Raw genomic sequence first — 18,013 nt, 5'->3', positions numbered from 1 at the left:
AACTGAACAAAGTTTTAACGCTAATTGTGTAGGGCTACAAGAGATTGTAGTAAAACAATTGCGAAGTCAATTCGCTAGTAATAAAAAAGAGTCACAAACTTAATATGAGAGTTTGATCCTGGCTCAGGATGAACGCTGGCGGCGTGCCTAATACATGCAAGTCGAGCGAGATATCGTTTTTGACTGAAGGTGCTTGCACCTGAAGGATAAGACATTGTATCGAGCGGCGGACGGGTGAGTAACACGTAGGTAACCTACCCTAAAGAGGGGGATAACATCTGGAAACAGGTGCTAATACCGCATAACAACAATCATCGCATGATGGATGTTTGAAAGATGGTTTCGGCTATCACTTTAGGATGGACCTGCGGCGCATTAGTTAGTTGGTGAGGTAACGGCTCACCAAGACGATGATGCGTAGCCGAACTGAGAGGTTGATCGGCCACATTGGGACTGAGACACGGCCCAAACTCCTACGGGAGGCAGCAGTAGGGAATCTTCCACAATGGACGAAAGTCTGATGGAGCAACGCCGCGTGAGTGAAGAAGGTTTTCGGATCGTAAAACTCTGTTGTTGGAGAAGAATGTATCTAATAGTAACTGATTAGGTAGTGACGGTATCCAACCAGAAAGCCACGGCTAACTACGTGCCAGCAGCCGCGGTAATACGTAGGTGGCAAGCGTTATCCGGATTTATTGGGCGTAAAGCGAGTGCAGGCGGTTAATTAAGTCTGATGTGAAAGCCCTCGGCTCAACCGAGGAAGTGCATCGGAAACTGGTTAACTTGAGTGCAGAAGAGGAGAGTGGAACTCCATGTGTAGCGGTGGAATGCGTAGATATATGGAAGAACACCAGTGGCGAAGGCGGCTCTCTGGTCTGTTACTGACGCTGAGGCTCGAAAGTATGGGTAGCAAACAGGATTAGATACCCTGGTAGTCCATACCGTAAACGATGAGTGCTAAGTGTTTGGGGGTTTCCGCCCCTAAGTGCTGCAGCTAACGCATTAAGCACTCCGCCTGGGGAGTACGACCGCAAGGTTGAAACTCAAAGGAATTGACGGGGGCCCGCACAAGCGGTGGAGCATGTGGTTTAATTCGAAGCAACGCGAAGAACCTTACCAGGTCTTGACATCTCCTGAAAAATCTAGAGATAGATCTTTCTCTTCGGAGACAGGATGACAGGTGGTGCATGGTTGTCGTCAGCTCGTGTCGTGAGATGTTGGGTTAAGTCCCGCAACGAGCGCAACCCTTATTGTCAGTTGCCAGCATTAAGTTGGGCACTCTGGCGAGACTGCCGGTGACAAACCGGAGGAAGGTGGGGACGACGTCAAATCATCATGCCCCTTATGACCTGGGCTACACACGTGCTACAATGGTCGGTACAACGAGCAGCGAGTTCGCGAGGACAAGCAAATCTCTTAAAACCGATCTCAGTTCGGATTGTAGTCTGCAACTCGACTACATGAAGCTGGAATCGCTAGTAATCGCGGATCAGAATGCCGCGGTGAATACGTTCCCGGGCCTTGTACACACCGCCCGTCACACCATGAGAGTTTGTAACACCCAAAGCCGGTGGGGTAACCTTTTAGGAGCTAGCCGTCTAAGGTGGGACAGATGATTAGGGTGAAGTCGTAACAAGGTAGCCGTAGGAGAACCTGCGGCTGGATCACCTCCTTTCTAAGGATAAATACCAAATGGTATAAACGGAATCTGCACAAGTTAAAACTTTGTTTAGTTTTGAGAGGTCTACCAGCCTTATCGGGCCTATAGCTCAGCTGGTTTAGAGCGCACGCCTGATAAGCGTGAGGTCGATGGTTCAAGTCCATTTAGGCCCATGAAAAGAATAGAAATCTCAGAATAAAAAGATCCATGGGGGATTAGCTCAGCTGGGAGAGCGCCTGCCTTGCACGCAGGAGGTCATCGGTTCGATCCCGTTATCCTCCATAGACAATCGTTGATTGTCGAACTTCGTACCTTGAAAACTGAATACTAACGAAAAGAAACACCGAAAACTGCGCGGCTAAGAAATTAGCCAAGAAAAGTAATTTAATAGGTTAAGTTATAAAGGGCGCATGGTGGATGCCTAGGCACTAGGAGCCGATGAAGGACGGAACTAACACCGATATGCTTCGGGGAGCTGTACGTAAGCTTTGATCCGGAGATTTCCGAATGGGGGAACCCAATTGTTTTTATCGACAATTACATGTAAGTGAATACATAGCTTATGTGAGGAAGACGCAATGAACTGAAACATCTAAGTAGTTGCAGGAAGAGAAAGAAAAATCGATTCCCTGAGTAGCGGCGAGCGAAACGGGAAGAGCCCAAACCAGAGAGCTTGCTTTCTGGGGTTGTAGGACTGATGTAGTGAGAACAAAAGGCAGAGATAGTTGAATGATTTGGGAAGATCAACCAAAGAAGGTGACAGTCCTGTAAACGAAATCAAAGCCACTCCAATCAGTATCCTGAGTACGGCGGAACACGCGAAATTCCGTCGGAATCCGGGAGGACCATCTCCCAAGGCTAAATACTCCCTAGTGACCGATAGTGAACCAGTACCGTGAGGGAAAGGTGAAAAGCACCCCGGGAGGGGAGTGAAATAGATCCTGAAACCATGTGCCTACAAATAGTCAGAGCTCGTTAATGAGTGATGGCGTGCCTTTTGTAGAATGAACCGGCGAGTTACGTTTACATGCAAGGTTAAGTAGAAGATACGGAGCCGAAGCGAAAGCGAGTCTGAAATGGGCGACATAGTATGTAGACGTAGACCCGAAACCAAGTGACCTACCCATGTCCAGGTTGAAGGTGAGGTAACACTCACTGGAGGACCGAACCCACGTATGTTGAAAAATGCGGGGATGAGGTGTGGGTAGCGGTGAAATTCCAAACGAACTTGGAGATAGCTGGTTCTCTCCGAAATAGCTTTAGGGTTAGCCTCGAGGTAAGGATCATGGAGGTAGAGCACTGTTTGGACTAGGGGTCCGTCAAGGATTACTGAATTCAGATAAACTCCGAATGCCATTGATTTATACTCGGGAGTCAGACTATGAGTGATAAGATCCGTAGTCGAAAGGGAAACAGCCCAGATCACCAGTTAAGGTCCCAAAATCTATACTAAGTGGAAAAGGATGTGGGGTTGCTTAGACAACTAGGATGTTGGCTTAGAAGCAGCAATTCATTTAAAGAGTGCGTAACAGCTCACTAGTCGAGTGACCCTGCGCCGAAAATGTACCGGGGCTAAGTATAGTACCGAAACTGTGGATGTATCGTAAGATACGTGGTAGGAGAGCGTTGTATGAGGGAAGAAGCTGTACCGTGAGGAGCAGTGGACTTCATAGAAGTGAGAATGCCGGTATGAGTAGCGAAAGACCAGTGAGAATCTGGTCCACCGTATGACTAAGGTTTCCTGGGGAAGGCTCGTCCGCCCAGGGTTAGTCGGGACCTAAGATGAGGCCGAGAGGCGTAATCGATGGATAACAGGTTGATATTCCTGTACTAGTATATATTGTTTGACCGATGGAGGGACGCAGGAGGATGATGTGTGCATGCAGCTGGAAAAGCATGTTCAAGCAACAAGTTTTGTTATGAGTTAAATGCTTGTAACTATAAGGACAAGTTGTGATGAGGAGCGAAATTATAGTAGCGAAGCACAGTAACTCACACTGCCAAGAAAAGCTTCTAGTTAGATATATACTACCCGTACCGCAAACCGACACAGGTAGTCGAGGAGAGTATCCTAAGGTGAGCGAGAGAACTCTCGTTAAGGAACTCGGCAAAATGACCCCGTAACTTCGGGAGAAGGGGTGCTGATCGCAAGGTCAGCCGCAGTGAATAGGCCCAAACAACTGTTTATCAAAAACACAGGTCTCTGCAAAATCGTAAGATGACGTATAGGGGCTGACGCCTGCCCGGTGCTGGAAGGTTAAGAGGATGAGTTAGCTTCGGCGAAGCCCAGAATTGAAGCCCCAGTAAACGGCGGCCGTAACTATAACGGTCCTAAGGTAGCGAAATTCCTTGTCGGGTAAGTTCCGACCCGCACGAAAGGCGTAATGATTTGGGCACTGTCTCAACGAGAGACTCGGTGAAATTATAATATCCGTGAAGATGCGGATTACCCGCGACAGGACGGAAAGACCCCATGGAGCTTTACTGTAGCTTGATATTGAGTTTTTGTGTAACATGTACAGGATAGGTAGGAGCCGTAGAGCTCGGAACGCTAGTTTCGAAGGAGGCATTGGTGGGATACTACCCTTGTTATATGAAGGCTCTAACCCTCGCCGGCAATCACGGCGGGAGACAGTGTCAGGTGGGCAGTTTGACTGGGGCGGTCGCCTCCTAAACAGTAACGGAGGCGCTCAAAGGTTCCCTCAGAATGGTTGGAAATCATTCGCAGAGTGTAAAGGTATAAGGGAGCTTGACTGTGAGACTTACAAGTCGAGCAGGTACGAAAGTAGGACTTAGTGATCCGGTGGTTCCGCATGGAAGGGCCATCGCTCAACGGATAAAAGCTACCCTGGGGATAACAGGCTTATCTCCCCCAAGAGTTCACATCGACGGGGAGGTTTGGCACCTCGATGTCGGCTCATCGCATCCTGGGGCTGTAGTCGGTCCCAAGGGTTGGGCTGTTCGCCCATTAAAGCGGTACGCGAGCTGGGTTCAGAACGTCGTGAGACAGTTCGGTCCCTATCCGTCGCGGGCGTAGGAAATTTGAGAGGAGCTGTTCCTAGTACGAGAGGACCGGAATGGACATACCTCTGGTGTACCAGTTGTTCTGCCAAGGGCATCGCTGGGTAGCTATGTATGGAAGGGATAAACGCTGAAAGCATCTAAGTGTGAAGCCTCCCTCGAGATGAGATTTCCCATTCCGTTAAGGAAGTAAGACCCCTTATAGATGATGAGGTTGATAGGCTGAGCGTGGAAGTACAGTGATGTATGGAGCGGATCAGTACTAATAGGTCGAGGGCTTAACCGAGCCGTAGTAAGTAGGAAAGAGTAGTTAGTATTTAGTTTTGAAGGTACGAAAGTACTAAGTGTGGTGATGATGGCAAGAAGGATACACCTGTTCCCATGTCGAACACAGAAGTTAAGCTTCTTAACGCCGATAGTAGTTGGTGGGAAACTGCCTGCGAGGATAGGAAGTCGCCACGCTTTAAATTCCGGTTTAGCTCAGTTGGTAGAGCACCTGACTGTTAATCAGGTTGTCGTCAGTTCGAGTCTGACAACCGGAGTTTTTTTGTATATTCATATATTTTAAATAATATAATATACTTGGAGAATTGTCCGAGAGGCTGAAGGAGCACGGTTGGAAACCGTGTATACGATTTACATCGTATCAAGGGTTCGAATCCCTTATTCTCCGTAATGAGATTTTTAGGATGCTTTAGGTTTGTACCACTTTATTATAAAAAACCTATAAATTAACGTTTATAGGTCTTTTTATTTTCGTTATTTATAACCTCGGTTGTTTCAAGTTGTACCACTGTTTTGTACCTAGTTTGTAGCTAGATGTTATATAAATTATTTTTATTGCGTGCTAAAAAAATTTTAGTATAATAGTTAAGCTATTTTATAAATAAAAATTAATATACTCATAGATTTAAATAGTTGCAAATAATTGATAAAAGTTTATTATGCAATTGTAATTAAATATATTTATTTGGAGGAATTTGTTATGACATCTGAACCACGTAGAGATCCTGTTACGGATCATTTGATCACGCCAGAAAATAGTGCTTTTTTGTTGATTGACTACCAACCAACTCAAATTAATTCTATAAATTCAATGGATCGTTCAAAATTGATTAGTAGAATTAAAACTGCTACTAAATTATTACGAGACTTTAAAGTTCCAATAGTTTTATCAACAGTAAATGTAGCAAGTGGACAAAATCAAGATACAATTCCTGGAATAAGAAATTTAATTCCAGATGTTAAATCTTACGATAGAACAACAATTAATTCTTGGGAAGATGTTGAATTTAAAGAAGCTGTAAAAGCAACAGGAAGAAAGAAACTAATCATTGCTGGACTTTGGACAGAAGCATGTTTAACTTTCCCTGCATTAGATGCATTAAAGGAAGATTATGAGGTATACCCATTGGTAGACGTAGTAGGTGGAACTTCAGTAGAAGCACATGAAAGTGCATTAAGAAGGGTAGAACAAGCTGGAGGACAACCATTATCATTGGTTCAATTAGCTTGTGAGTTACAGCGTGATTGGGCTAGAAAAGAAACTGTACCTGTATTCTTAGAAGCTATGAAGGAATCTGGTGCATTCTTAGATATGGATTAAACTAGTAAATATAACAAAAGACACGTAATTTATTTTACGTGTCTTTTTAACTTTAAGTTATCTTCATAGGATCTTTTTTATCTATATTTTAAATTGGCAGATATTGATTTTAGTTTAATTTACTATTTGTGATGAATTACCATTTGTATCAATACAATATTTTTAATGGTTAAATATAATTATCAACATAATAAATAGTCAAAATTTTTTTAATTTAATATTACATGAAACGTTTTTTAATTCTTTTGTACTCAGTTAATGTAAAAGTTAGATGCTCTAAAATAAATAAAAAAACGTAAAAACAACGTTTTACGCTTGGAGCTGTGTTTTTTAATGTTTTAGATATCACCCGTACGGGAATCGAACCCGTAACTCTACCTTGAGAGGGTAGCGTCTTAAACCATTTGACCAACGGGCAAAATACATAAATAATTTTACAAATTTTAATAGGACAAGTCAATATAAATATTACTTTTTATGTATAAAAAATAATATTGAAAGAATAAGTAAAAGTATGCAGTAACAGATACTGATCAATAAACAAAATATAAGAAACTTTAATTTTGTTATGTGATACATTATGTCCAATAACAAAGAAAGTAATGTAAATTCAAATAGTTTTACAAAAATATTATTCAAAAGAAATCTCTACTAAAGCTAGTTTTCTATCTGAAATATTTGATGTAGTTAACCAAACATTTTGGAAATTCTTTTCTTCTTTATTCAACTTATCAGTAAAAATATTAAGATCAGATTTTATTTTTGGTAGTATATTATCGTCTATTCGTTCAACATGTAACCTCATTTTTGGAAATATGGATTGTAGGTTGTCTGGTATTAGTTGATTAGCAAAGGCAACTGTTAGTTGATTACTGTAAACTTTTGGTTCGAAAACCAAATTATTTTTTTGCTTATTCAAAAAATTTATAAGTTCAATTTGTATATTCATAATTAGGACCTCTTTTTTATTATATCAAATTTTCACTAATTAATTTGAGGAAATGATATAATTAAATTATTATTAAAAATATAACTGGAGAGCGACAAAAATGAGTGAAAGAACTTTAATTTTAGTTAAGCCTGACGGTGTTAATCGTGGTTTTATCGGAAATATTATTTCTCGTATTGAGAATAAGGGATTTTTGATAGAAAAAATGAAAATGATGATGGCTACTGATGATAAATTACGATTGCATTATAAAGATAAAATAAACAAGTCTTACTTTCCACAAATGGTCTCATATATGAAAGAAGGACCAATTATTGCAATAGTTGTTAATGGTACAGACGTTATTAAAACAATACGAACTATGACGGGTGCAACGATGCCAAATGAAGCTAGTCCTGGAACAATTCGAGGGGACCTTGGCAGAATTTGGGAGGATGGTATTACTAGAAATGTAATTCATAGCTCTGATAGTCATGAATCAGCTGAAAGAGAAATTTCAATTTGGTTTTAAAAAAATATACCGACAGGTATATTTTTTTAATAGTATATGGATGAAATATTATTTATCATGTGAATAAAAATATTAGCTTTAATATTTTTTGTTTTTAAATAGACGGCTCCTAAGACTAACCCTAATAAAATTTTTGATGTAAGGTATATGGAGTCATTTGAAACATGAACAATTCCAAATAAGATACTTGATGTTACTAGACCAAAATATTTGGAATCAGGAAAAAATAGATTAATAAAAAAGCCTCTAAATAGTAACTCTTCAAGTATTGGTCCAACTATAAAAGAATATATAACCATTAATTCAGGATATGTTGAAATAATTTTTTGCAAAGCGTCAACGTTTGCATTTCCGGTATTTTTCATGAATGGTATGCTGACAATATTAATTAATATTGTCATTATTATTCCAATGAAAATTATAATGATTGTATTCTTTGTTATTTGTGCTCTATAAAGTTTATTTATTTTATTATAAAAATAAAGCATAATAACGGTTACAATAATCATTGATAGAAATATTATTGTACCTTGAGTTTTAGATGGTTTTTGTTCCATTAAAATTAGAGGCACTTGCTGAATTAAGTACAGTCCAATAAATATAAAAATGTTTTTTAATGTCTTCACTATAATCACCTGTTTCCTTATACAGAATTTTAACATAGAGGTATATCATTAATGGATAAATTTTTACAAACTAAATCACAGATTAGAGATTTGTATAATAAAAAAATTGTATCTAATGTATCTTTTGCTGTTATTGATAATAATACGGTTTTTACTGAATATCGTGGTGATCTGTCTTGGGAAAGCTCAAAAAAAGTCTCCTCAAAAAATCTTTATGATGTTGCTTCTTTGACTAAAGTTATTGGGACAACAATGTTGCTATTAAAGCTAATTAGAAATAAAAAAATCAACTTATATGATTCTATTAACAAATATTTGCCGGAATTTTCTGATAGTAGAGTGAAAATATATCATTTATTAACTCATACTTCAGGAATTCGTGGATTTATTAAAAATAGAAACAGCTTGAATCCTTCTGATTTAAAAAAAGAATTACTTAAATTACCTGTTACTGATGAATTTAACAAGATTATCAGATATACAGATACAGGCATGATTTTTTTAGGTTTTATTATTGAAAAAATTTATAACAAACCTGTTCAAGAAGTAATAATGCAAGAAGTCATTAATCCTTTAGACTTTGAGAATATGACATTTAATCCCCAAAAATCACTTTGCATTCCTACTGAGAATAATTTGCAGGGCATTGTACATGATCCTAAGGCACAAATTTTAGGAGTTCACTGTGGCTCTGCAGGTTTATTTAGTAATTTGAATGATCTAGTTAAATTTTCTCAATATATATTGAAAAATAATGATCAGACGATTGATTCTTTATTTAAAAATTGGACAAGTTTTGATCCGGGAAGATCATTAGGTTGGGACTTAAGACTTGATCCAATTGACAATCATTGTGTTATTTATCATACTGGATTTACTGGAACTTTTATCACAATAGATAAAGTTAAACAGACAGCAATTATAGTTTTGACAAACAGGGTAAATCCGAGCAAAGACAATAAATTATTTTTGATACATCGAGATTATAGTGTAAACACATAATTAAGAGAAAATTTATGAAAAATTATAAATATATAACAGGTATAACAATTTTAATAATGATTTCACTGTTAGGTGTTTTTTCTTGATAAAAAAAGATAATACTTCAAGTAAAGTTAATGCACCTAGGCAAGAGGTTAAGAAACGAAAAATTAAAAATAGTTCAAAGAAAAATGAATTGAATTCGCCTTTATTATTGGTAGTTAATAAAAAGCACCCACTACCATCTGACTATAATCCCTATCATGGAGATGTTTCTGGAAATAATTCAAATGGCACAGGTTTAAAGCCAGAAGTAAATGAGGCAAAGAAAAAAATGATTACTGCTATGCGACAAAAAGGTTTCCCTATATCAGATAATGTCTCGGGATATCGCTCTTATGAGTATCAAAAATCGTTATATGATAATTATGTTCAAGAAAGTGGACAGCAACAAGCCGATACTTTTTCTGCTCGCCCTGGTTATTCAGACCATCAAACTAGCTTGGCTTTTGACCTTTTAGGAACAAATGGACAATTGCCAACTGATGATAATATGTATAGCTGGCTACAAAATAACGCTTACAAATATGGTTTTATAATAAGATTTCCAAGAGGAGAAACTAAATCAACTGGGTATATTGGTGAAGAGTGGCATATTAGATATATCGGAGTTAAATTTGCAACAGAAATGCATGACAAAAAAATAACAACTTTAGAAAAATTAACTCATATTTCTGGAGGAGATTATAATTCCAACAAAAATGATGATATTCAGGCTTTATCTGAACAAAAAAAGATTTCTAATTAATAGAAATCTTTTTTTGTTTTATATAATTTTGATCTTGTAGTTTTTTTCGTAATTGTAACATCGCTGTATATGTCGCAAGAACATATACTTTATTAGTTTTAATATTTTTAATTTCATTTATGAAGTCATCAATTTGATCTTTTTGAATTAATTTAGATTCATCAATACCAGAGATTTTAAATCTAAAGGTGATATCTTTTTTTCTTTCACCAGCAGTTATTATTTGCGGAATTTTTTCATAAGGTAAATCTTCAAAATCAGCATCCCAAATCCAGCTTGTATCGATTCCGTCAGCGTAGTTTGCGTTTAATAAAAAGGCTAATGAGAAAGGCTCATCATCTGTTTTAATGGTGTCAAAAACTTGATTTAATCCGACAGGATTTTTTACTAAAATTATATTTAAATTGTGATTATCAACCTTTACAGATTCTTGACGGCCAAATACTTGTTCATCATAGTCAAAAGCTTTATATATTTGTTCTTTTGAAATACCTAATTGTCGTCCAAGAGCATAAGCTGCAAGAGCATTATAGATATTATATAATCCACCGATACTTATTGAATAATTAAAATCGTCAATATTAAAGGAAGATTTATTTGGCTTTAAATCAATAACGTCAGTAACTTGGTAATTTAATTCAGGTCTTTTAAAACCACAATTTGGACAGAAATAACTTCCTAAGTTCGCATAAGAAATATAATGATAGTGAATAATCTTTTCACAGACTGGACATAAAACTCCATCGGTATTTGCTGGGGCTTTAAAGTCATCTTTTTCATGACCAAGGTCTGAGAATCCATAGTATACAAATTTATTTGGAAGTTTGACAGAACTGAAAATGGACGCATCACCATTGGCTATCACTGTTGCATCTGGAGCAAGTTTAATTCCGTTAATGATTTTTTGATATGTTGTATAGATTTCACCATATCTATCCATTTGATCACGAAAAATATTAGTTAGAATAAAAAACTTAGGCTTAATATATTTACAAATTGTTTCAACATTTGCTTCATCTACTTCTAAAAGAGCAAGTGGCTTTTCATTTTTTTTCTTTTTATGAGTTAAAAAAGAAGTAACAACACCTTGAATCATATTTGAACCTGCAGGATTTGTTAGAACATTTGAAAATTTTTGATGTAATATTTTATTTGATAAAGCAGTAGTTAATGTTTTACCGTTTGTACCTGTAACTATTATTAACTCATAATTTTTTCCTAAGTCTTTTAAAATATCAGGATCAATTTTATAAGCAATTTGTCCTGGATATGAACTACCTCCTCCAATTTTATTTAAAATAAAGTAAGAAGATTTTCCAACTAATTTTGCTATATCTGTTTTAATTCTCATAGTTTTCTCCTAAAAAGCATCTTAAAAAGATATTAGCACATAAAAAAAATCAATTAAATAAAGTTTTATTATATTTAATTTTTAATTTTAGGTATAATAAGAAGTGAATTTTTAAGGAGTGAAAATAATGGCTCAATTATTTTTTAAATATGGTGCAATGAATAGTGGAAAATCTATTGAAATTTTAAAGGTTGCACATAACTATGAAGAACAAGGTAAGTCTGTTATCTTAATGACAAGTGTGCTTGATAATCGTGATGAAGTCGGTTATATTTCAAGTCGTATAGGCTTGAAACGTAGAGCAGAAGTGATAGATTCAGATACTGATATTTTTAGATCTGTTGAAAACAGGGAATACAGTAAAGTTGCTTGTATTTTAGTTGATGAAGCACAATTTTTGAATAAGAAACAAATTATTCAGTTGACTAAAATTGTTGATGAATTAAATATTCCAGTTATGGCATTCGGATTAAAAAATGATTTCCAAAATGAATTATTTGAAGGAACTAAGTATTTATTGTTACTAGCTGATAAACTAGAAGAAATGAAAACAATATGCTGGTTTTGTACAAAAAAAGCTATCATGAATATGCGTGTAGTTGATGGTAAAGCTGTTTTTAATGGAGATCAAATTGCCATAGGTGGTAATGACATGTATTATCCAGTATGCAGAAAACATTATTTTAACCCACCAGAAAATATTTAAGGAGAATTAAGTTGGATAAAATTTTTGACCAATTAGATGGCTTGATTGATCGCTATAATGAATTACAAGAATTAATGAGTGATCCTGAAGTTATTAATGACACAAAACGGTACATGGAGCTTTCTAAAGAAGAAGCTGACATGAGAGAGATTGTTGCAAAATATAAAGAATATAAAAAATTAAAACAAAATATTTCTGATAATGATGAATTACTAAGAGAAACAAACGATTCAGAAATGGAAGAAATGATTAAAGAAGAATTAGCTAGTGATAAAAAGTCTTTAGAAGAAGTAGAAGAAAAAATTAAAATATTAATGCTTCCTAAAGATCCAAATGATGACAAAAATATAATTATGGAAATTCGCGGAGCTGCAGGTGGTGACGAATCAAGTTTATTTGCAGGTGATTTGTTAAATATGTATGAACGTTATGCAGAAAAACAAGGTTGGAAAATAGAAATTATTGATCAAACTACTACTGAAGTAGGTGGATATAAAGAAGTTTCTGTGATGATTACAGGAAATAGTGTATATTCCAAACTTAAATATGAAAACGGTGCTCATCGTGTTCAAAGAATACCTCAAACAGAGTCACAAGGAAGGGTTCACACTTCTACAGCTACTGTTGCTGTAATGCCTGAATACGATGAGGTTGAATTGGACATTGATCCTAAAGATATTCGTGTGGATGTTTATCGTTCTTCAGGAGCAGGTGGTCAACATATTAATAAAACTTCATCAGCTGTTCGTATGACTCATTTACCAACTGGTATTGTAGTCGCTATGCAAGACCAAAGATCTCAACAACAAAATAGAGAAAAAGCTATGCAAATTCTTCGTTCTAGAATTTATGATTACTACGAATCGCAAAATCAAAGCGAATATGATGAAAATAGAAAGTCAGCAGTTGGAACTGGAGATCGTTCTGAAAGAATTAGAACTTATAATTATCCACAAAATCGTGTGACAGATCATAGAATAGGTCTATCACTTAATAAATTGGATAGAATTATGGCTGGTGAAATCGGTGAAGTAATTGATGCATTAATTTTATGGGACCAAACAAATAAGCTGGGGCAAATTCAAAATGGAGAAGCGCAGTTATTCTAATGCCCTTGAGAGGGCTTTTTTAATACTCAAGGAACATAATGTTAATGAAGATGTTGCAACGTATCTTATGGAAGAAATGCTGGGTTGGACTTCGAGTAAGTATTCCTTACATAAAAATGATGAAATGTCTGAAAAAGAATTTAATAATTTCTTTGAGCTAATTGATAGGGCAAAAAATAATGAACCACCGCAATATATACTAAAAAAAGCCTGGTTTTATGGACGTGAATTTATTGTTAGTCCAGATACATTAATTCCAAGACAAGAAACAGAAGAATTAGTGAAAAAAATATTAGATGATATAAATAAAACCAATAATTTATCTATATTAGACATAGGAACAGGTACTGGTGATATTTCAGTTACTTTAAAATTAGAAAAGCCGGATATAAAAATAACCGGTTCAGATATATCAAAAAAGGCATTGCAGATAGCAAAAAGAAATTCAGAGAAGTTTAATGTAGATGTTAACTTTATTGAAAGTGATTTATTTTCAAATATTAATAGCAGGTTTGATATTATAATTTCAAATCCACCATATATTTCTAAAAATGAACTAGATGTAATGGATGATAGCGTGAAAAAATATGAACCTGGTATTGCTCTATTTGCCGAAGAAGATGGACTAAAAGTTTATAGAAGAATTTTTGATAAATGTAAAGACTATTTAACACAAAATGGAATAATGTATCTAGAGTTTGGATATAGACAAAAAGATAAGATACATGAAATGATAAAAAAACAGTTACCTAATTTTGAAGTTGAATTTTTTAAGGATATATCTGGAAATTGGCGTTATTTAAAAATATATCGAAAGAAGAATTGATAAAAATGAAAACAGAATTAATATCTAAAGATAATTTGAATTTAGCTGTTGAATTTTTAGCTAAAGGGCAATTAGTAGCATTTCCAACTGAAACGGTTTACGGCCTTGGTGCAGATGCTACAAATGTTGATGCTGTAAAAAAAGTATATAAAGCAAAAGGACGTCCAAGTGATAATCCATTAATCTCTCATGTTAGTAGTCCTGATATGGTTTGGAAATATGCTGATGAAAAATATAAAAAGATTGCAGAAAAATTAATGGATAAATTTTGGCCAGGTCCATTGACAATTATATTACCGATAAAGCCTAATTCTTTGTCGTCTAATGTAACTGGTGGGTTGACCACGGCTGCATTTAGAATGCCAGATAATAAGAGCACTTTAGAAGTTATTTCTAAGCTTAATAAGCCATTAGTTGGTCCTTCAGCTAATACTTCTGGTAAGCCAAGTCCAACTCTTCCTGAACATGTCTTACATGATTTAAATGACAAAATTGCCGGAGTTATTAATGATGGTCCTAGTAAAATTGGAGTTGAGTCAACTGTTATTGATTTATCGGTTAAAACGCCTACTATATTGCGTCCCGGATTTATTACTTATGAACAACTAAATAATGTATTAAGGGATGTTATCAGTGATCAACATAAGGTCTCTGATACCGAAGTACCCAAGGCACCCGGTATGAAGTATAAGCACTATGCCCCAAATGCACAGGTAATAATTATTGATAATCCTGATGATTTTAAAACAGCGTATGAAGAAAAGGCTAAGTTTGGAGAAGTAGGGATTCTAGCTACTGATGAGATATTGTCAAAATTTGAAATAGATAAAAAGTTTAAGTTTTCATTAGGTAAAAATATCCAAACTTCTTTAAAAGAATTGTTTGCGGGATTAAGATATTTTGATAATATGGAAGCAGTGAAATTTATTCTTGCACAAGGGTATTCTGGAAATGGAGTTGCCACCGCTTATATGAATAGATTGAACAAATCTGCAGGACAAATACATTACAAAAAGGGAGAATAATAATGTCTAAATTTACTGTTATCGATCATCCACTGATTCAACACAAGCTAACAATGATTCGTGACCAAAATGCTGGAACAAAAGATTTTCGAGAGATTGCAAATGAAATCGCTGGTTTAATGGTGTATGAAATTACAAGAGATCTACCTCTAGAAGATGTTGAAGTACAAACTCCAATGGGAAAATCAGTTCAAAAACAATTAGCAGGTAAAAAATTAGCTGTAATTCCAATATTAAGAGCTGGATTAGGAATGGTTGATGGAGTACTTCAACTAATCCCCGCTGCTAAAGTTGGACATGTTGGAATGTATCGTGATGAAGTAACTTTAAAACCACATGAATATTTTGTTAAGCTACCAAGTGACATTGACCAACGCGATCTCTTTATTGTAGACCCAATGTTAGCAACCGGTGGTTCTGCAAATATGGCTATTGAAGCTCTAAAAAAACGTGGAGCTAAAAATATGCGCTTAATAGTATTAGTCGCTGCTCCTGAAGGAGTAAAAGCTGTGCAAGATGCTCATCCAGATGTTGATATTTTCGCGGCTTCATTGGATGAAAAGTTAACCGATAACGGGTATATTTTCCCTGGATTGGGTGATGCGGGCGATCGACTATTTGGCACAAAATAAAAAAAATAAAAGTGTTTTATGAATAAAGGTAATAATCAATACTTGTAAAGCGCTTTCTTATTTTAAAAAGCTTTTTGAATTTTGTTAGTTTTGGTGCTATTATTTTGTTTATTATGGATAAGTATTAATCCATATTATAAATATTGAAGGGAGGTTAGGCTTTGAATGAAAATTATCCCATTATAGAATTTTTGGGCATTAGATTTAATGTTACCAACTGTCTATCTGGATTGTTAGCAGCTATATTGGTTTTTATTTTTGTTTTTGCTTTATCAAGAAAAGTAGAGATGAAGCCAGGCAAAGCTCAAAACTTTTTAGAGTGGATAATGGATTTTACAAATGGAATTGTTAAATCAGCAATGCCCGGAGATGAAGGTCGTCCTTTTTATCTTTACGCATTTGTAATATTTTTATTTATCTTCATGTCAAACCAAATAGGTTTGTTTTTGCAGATTACGATTCATGGTCAACCAATCATAAAATCTCCTACAACTAGCCCAATTGTAACTATGGCATTAGCATTGATAACGCTACTTTTAAGCCATTATTACGGTGTTAAAAAAATGGGTTTTGGTGGATATTTAAAAGATTATGTTAGACCTGTAGGGTTCTTATTACCAATCAATTTGATTGAGGAACTAACAAACTTTTTGACTTTGTCATTACGTTTGTACGGTAATATTTTTGCCGGAGAGGTACTACTTAATTTAATAGGAGGACTTGCTCATAGTTTTGGCTTAGTTACATTTGTTGGAATTATGCCAGTTGCTATGATTTGGCAAGGATTCTCAGTATTTATTGGATCAATCCAAGCTTACGTATTTACAACATTATCAATGGTGTATATATCACGTAAAATGGAAGAAGAATAATTTTTTGGAGGAACTTAGAAATGAAAGAACTTGCAGCAGGAATTGCAGCTGGACTCGCAGCTTTAGCGGCATCATATGGTAACGGACATGTTATTTCAAAAACACTTGAAGGTATGGCTCGTCAACCAGAAGTATCAAAAGACTTAAGAAGTACAATGTTTATTGGTGTTGGTTTGATTGAAGCTGTTCCTATCTTAGCTATTGCTATTTCATTTGTTATTCTTTTCTCTTAATTAAGAAGAATAAAATTATTAAGGGAAGGGAAGTGACTAAAAAATGGCAGAATATCTAGTACTTGGTGCAGAAACTTCTACACTTGGTGACTTTCTATTTTATATAATTTCTTTCATCATATTAGTTGTTTTGGTTAAGCATTATGCGTGGGGTCCAGTTATGAAAATGATGGACGAGCGTTCAGCTAAAATTACTGGTGATTTGGAATATGCTGATAATGAGCGTCAAAAAGCCGAAAAGCTTGCTATTGAAAGAGAGAATGCATTAAAAGATTCTCGTTCAGAAGCCGTTAAAATTGTTGCGACTGCCAAAGAAAACGGTGAAAACCAGAAAAAGGCTATCATCAATGAAGCACATTTAAGTGCAGAAGCTGTTAGACAAAAAGCTGAAGAAGAAGCTAAAAAAGCTAAAGCTGATGCAATGAATGATGTTCGTAATGATGTAACAGATATTTCGGTATTAATTGCTTCTAAACTAATTAAAAAAGAATTGTCAGTATCTGACCAAGAATCCTTAGTAGACTCATATATTAAGGAGTTGAGTGCTGATGAAACAAAGTAGATCCCAAGTAGCATTTAAGTATACTAAGGCACTTTACGAAGTTGCTGAAGAAAATGATGAACTTGAAACAATTATTTCTGAAATTGAAGCGTTAGATATTGTTTTTAAAGAAAATACAAATTTGGTAAAAGCACTATCAAAAAATAGTATTTCATTGTCTGAAAGAATTGGCTTATTAGATACATTGAAGAGTCAACTTAGTAGCATAATGCAAGATTTCTTGAGCTTATTGTCTGACTATAATCGTTTGGATACATTGCCAATAATTATTGATGATTTCATCAAACTACATGATGAAAAAATGGGAATAATTGAAGCAACTGTAATAACGACTTATGATTTAAAAGATAGTCAATTAGAAGCTTTTAAAAAATCTTTACAAAAACGATTTAACGCAAAAGAAGTTAGAATTGAAAATAAGATCGATGATTCAATTATGGGTGGAGCCGTTGTTCGTGTAGGTGATCAGATAATTGATGGAAGTATTCAGCGTAAACTTGCTGATGTAAAAAGATTGTTACTAGAAAAGTAAAGT

Annotated in this window: 16 protein-coding genes, 5 tRNA genes and 3 rRNA genes; 20 read left to right on the top strand and 4 right to left on the bottom strand. The window is 35.3% G+C overall.

Features of this window, described 5'->3' with window-relative positions; all coding sequences use genetic code 11:
• The first annotated feature begins 100 nt into the window (after positions 1-100).
• From ACUV9F_RS04940 to ACUV9F_RS04905, 8 genes are all read left to right on the top strand, one after another.
• A 16S ribosomal RNA gene (locus ACUV9F_RS04940) occupies positions 101-1,675 on the top strand.
• Between the two features lie 83 nt (positions 1,676-1,758).
• A tRNA-Ile gene (locus ACUV9F_RS04935) sits at positions 1,759-1,833 on the top strand.
• A gap of 36 nt (positions 1,834-1,869) precedes the next feature.
• Positions 1,870-1,942: transfer RNA gene (locus ACUV9F_RS04930), tRNA-Ala, on the top strand.
• 108 nt (positions 1,943-2,050) lie between these two features.
• Positions 2,051-4,967 (top strand): 23S ribosomal RNA (locus ACUV9F_RS04925).
• A 59-nt stretch (positions 4,968-5,026) separates the two neighbouring features.
• Positions 5,027-5,143 (top strand): 5S ribosomal RNA (gene rrf / locus ACUV9F_RS04920).
• The 16S, 23S and 5S rRNA genes sit together here with 4 tRNA genes alongside, the layout of an rRNA operon.
• A 7-nt stretch (positions 5,144-5,150) precedes the next feature.
• Positions 5,151-5,223: transfer RNA gene (locus ACUV9F_RS04915), tRNA-Asn, on the top strand.
• A gap of 42 nt (positions 5,224-5,265) precedes the next feature.
• Positions 5,266-5,354: transfer RNA gene (locus tag ACUV9F_RS04910), tRNA-Ser, on the top strand.
• Positions 5,355-5,666: 312 nt separating this feature from the next.
• On the top strand, positions 5,667-6,287 hold the full coding sequence (locus ACUV9F_RS04905) for an isochorismatase family protein (protein WP_446183250.1): 621 nt from the start codon (positions 5,667-5,669) through the stop codon (positions 6,285-6,287).
• A gap of 345 nt (positions 6,288-6,632) precedes the next feature.
• Here ACUV9F_RS04905 and ACUV9F_RS04900 read toward each other — a convergent pair.
• Both ACUV9F_RS04900 and ACUV9F_RS04895 read right to left on the bottom strand, forming a co-directional pair.
• Positions 6,633-6,705 (bottom strand) — tRNA-Glu (locus ACUV9F_RS04900).
• 213 nt (positions 6,706-6,918) lie between these two features.
• A complete protein-coding gene (locus ACUV9F_RS04895; protein ID WP_446183249.1) occupies positions 6,919-7,236 on the bottom strand; it encodes a hypothetical protein in 318 nt (105 codons plus the stop codon).
• 100 nt (positions 7,237-7,336) lie between these two features.
• Here ACUV9F_RS04895 and ndk point away from each other — a divergent pair, with 100 nt between their 5' ends.
• Positions 7,337-7,747 (top strand): nucleoside-diphosphate kinase, encoded by a 411-nt coding sequence (gene ndk, locus ACUV9F_RS04890; RefSeq protein WP_446183248.1) that lies wholly within the window; start codon positions 7,337-7,339, stop codon positions 7,745-7,747.
• A gap of 26 nt (positions 7,748-7,773) precedes the next feature.
• Here the strand turns inward: ndk and ACUV9F_RS04885 are convergent, their stop codons facing one another.
• Positions 7,774-8,373 (bottom strand): CPBP family intramembrane glutamic endopeptidase, encoded by a 600-nt coding sequence (locus ACUV9F_RS04885; RefSeq protein WP_446183247.1) that lies wholly within the window; start codon positions 8,371-8,373, stop codon positions 7,774-7,776.
• Between the two features lie 51 nt (positions 8,374-8,424).
• Here ACUV9F_RS04885 and ACUV9F_RS04880 point away from each other — a divergent pair, with 51 nt between their 5' ends.
• Together ACUV9F_RS04880 and ACUV9F_RS04875 are read left to right on the top strand one after the other, a co-directional pair.
• Complete coding sequence (locus ACUV9F_RS04880; protein ID WP_446183246.1) at positions 8,425-9,375, top strand: serine hydrolase domain-containing protein; 951 nt, start codon at positions 8,425-8,427, stop codon at positions 9,373-9,375.
• An 82-nt stretch (positions 9,376-9,457) separates the two neighbouring features.
• Positions 9,458-10,162: a D-alanyl-D-alanine carboxypeptidase family protein gene (locus ACUV9F_RS04875; RefSeq protein ID WP_446183245.1), complete on the top strand. Its 705-nt coding sequence runs from the start codon at positions 9,458-9,460 to the stop codon at positions 10,160-10,162.
• Here the strand turns inward: ACUV9F_RS04875 and ACUV9F_RS04870 are convergent.
• Entirely contained in the window at positions 10,155-11,513 is a 1,359-nt protein-coding gene (locus ACUV9F_RS04870) for a MurT ligase domain-containing protein (protein WP_446183244.1), read from the bottom strand. The two genes, ACUV9F_RS04875 and ACUV9F_RS04870, sit on opposite strands and share 8 nt — an antisense overlap.
• Positions 11,514-11,640: 127 nt before the next feature.
• On the opposite strand from ACUV9F_RS04870, the gene ACUV9F_RS04865 reads away from it, so the two are divergent.
• The 9 genes from ACUV9F_RS04865 to atpH all read left to right on the top strand — a co-directional run bounded on the left by ACUV9F_RS04865 (position 11,641) and on the right by atpH (position 18,010).
• On the top strand, positions 11,641-12,219 hold the full coding sequence (locus ACUV9F_RS04865) for a thymidine kinase (RefSeq protein ID WP_446183243.1): 579 nt from the start codon (positions 11,641-11,643) through the stop codon (positions 12,217-12,219).
• A gap of 11 nt (positions 12,220-12,230) precedes the next feature.
• The gene (gene prfA / locus ACUV9F_RS04860; RefSeq protein WP_446183242.1) at positions 12,231-13,328 is read left to right on the top strand and encodes a peptide chain release factor 1; all 1,098 of its coding nucleotides are present in this window, start codon (positions 12,231-12,233) and stop codon (positions 13,326-13,328) included.
• On the top strand, positions 13,306-14,154 hold the full coding sequence (gene prmC, locus ACUV9F_RS04855) for a peptide chain release factor N(5)-glutamine methyltransferase (RefSeq protein WP_446183241.1): 849 nt from the start codon (positions 13,306-13,308) through the stop codon (positions 14,152-14,154). The genes prfA and prmC overlap by 23 nt, the downstream gene beginning before the upstream one ends.
• Before the next feature lie 5 nt (positions 14,155-14,159).
• Positions 14,160-15,179 (top strand): L-threonylcarbamoyladenylate synthase, encoded by a 1,020-nt coding sequence (locus tag ACUV9F_RS04850; RefSeq protein WP_446183240.1) that lies wholly within the window; start codon positions 14,160-14,162, stop codon positions 15,177-15,179.
• A gap of 2 nt (positions 15,180-15,181) precedes the next feature.
• The gene (gene upp / locus ACUV9F_RS04845; protein ID WP_446183239.1) at positions 15,182-15,811 is read left to right on the top strand and encodes a uracil phosphoribosyltransferase; all 630 of its coding nucleotides are present in this window, start codon (positions 15,182-15,184) and stop codon (positions 15,809-15,811) included.
• A gap of 161 nt (positions 15,812-15,972) precedes the next feature.
• Entirely contained in the window at positions 15,973-16,683 is a 711-nt protein-coding gene (gene atpB / locus ACUV9F_RS04840) for a F0F1 ATP synthase subunit A (RefSeq protein ID WP_446183238.1), read from the top strand.
• Between the two features lie 20 nt (positions 16,684-16,703).
• Positions 16,704-16,916: a F0F1 ATP synthase subunit C gene (atpE, locus tag ACUV9F_RS04835; protein ID WP_446183237.1), complete on the top strand. Its 213-nt coding sequence runs from the start codon at positions 16,704-16,706 to the stop codon at positions 16,914-16,916.
• 43 nt (positions 16,917-16,959) lie between these two features.
• Positions 16,960-17,478, top strand: coding sequence for a F0F1 ATP synthase subunit B (atpF, locus tag ACUV9F_RS04830; protein ID WP_446183236.1), 519 nt, complete (start codon positions 16,960-16,962; stop codon positions 17,476-17,478).
• Complete coding sequence (gene atpH, locus ACUV9F_RS04825) at positions 17,465-18,010, top strand: ATP synthase F1 subunit delta (protein ID WP_446183235.1); 546 nt, start codon at positions 17,465-17,467, stop codon at positions 18,008-18,010. Before atpF ends, atpH begins: the two co-directional genes overlap by 14 nt.
• Positions 18,011-18,013: the final 3 nt, after the last annotated feature.

It is taken from the genome of Daquilactobacillus linshuiensis (genome assembly GCF_052828685.1).
Note: the sequence above shows the minus strand (reverse complement) of the source record. Positions and strands in the feature narration are given on the sequence as shown.

What these genes read in the sequence shown, in the direction of transcription:
- ACUV9F_RS04905 (WP_446183250.1), top strand. Translation starts at nt 5,667, where the DNA reads ATGACATCTGAACCACGTAGAGATCCTGTTACGGATCATTTGATCACG.
- ACUV9F_RS04895 (WP_446183249.1), bottom strand. Translation starts at nt 7,236, where the DNA reads ATGAATATACAAATTGAACTTATAAATTTTTTGAATAAGCAAAAAAAT.
- ndk (WP_446183248.1), top strand. Translation starts at nt 7,337, where the DNA reads ATGAGTGAAAGAACTTTAATTTTAGTTAAGCCTGACGGTGTTAATCGT.
- ACUV9F_RS04880 (WP_446183246.1), top strand. Translation starts at nt 8,425, where the DNA reads ATGGATAAATTTTTACAAACTAAATCACAGATTAGAGATTTGTATAAT.
- ACUV9F_RS04870 (WP_446183244.1), bottom strand. Translation starts at nt 11,513, where the DNA reads ATGAGAATTAAAACAGATATAGCAAAATTAGTTGGAAAATCTTCTTAC.
- ACUV9F_RS04865 (WP_446183243.1), top strand. Translation starts at nt 11,641, where the DNA reads ATGGCTCAATTATTTTTTAAATATGGTGCAATGAATAGTGGAAAATCT.
- prmC (WP_446183241.1), top strand. Translation starts at nt 13,306, where the DNA reads ATGGAGAAGCGCAGTTATTCTAATGCCCTTGAGAGGGCTTTTTTAATA.
- ACUV9F_RS04850 (WP_446183240.1), top strand. Translation starts at nt 14,160, where the DNA reads ATGAAAACAGAATTAATATCTAAAGATAATTTGAATTTAGCTGTTGAA.
- upp (WP_446183239.1), top strand. Translation starts at nt 15,182, where the DNA reads ATGTCTAAATTTACTGTTATCGATCATCCACTGATTCAACACAAGCTA.
- atpE (WP_446183237.1), top strand. Translation starts at nt 16,704, where the DNA reads ATGAAAGAACTTGCAGCAGGAATTGCAGCTGGACTCGCAGCTTTAGCG.
- atpF (WP_446183236.1), top strand. Translation starts at nt 16,960, where the DNA reads ATGGCAGAATATCTAGTACTTGGTGCAGAAACTTCTACACTTGGTGAC.
- atpH (WP_446183235.1), top strand. Translation starts at nt 17,465, where the DNA reads ATGAAACAAAGTAGATCCCAAGTAGCATTTAAGTATACTAAGGCACTT.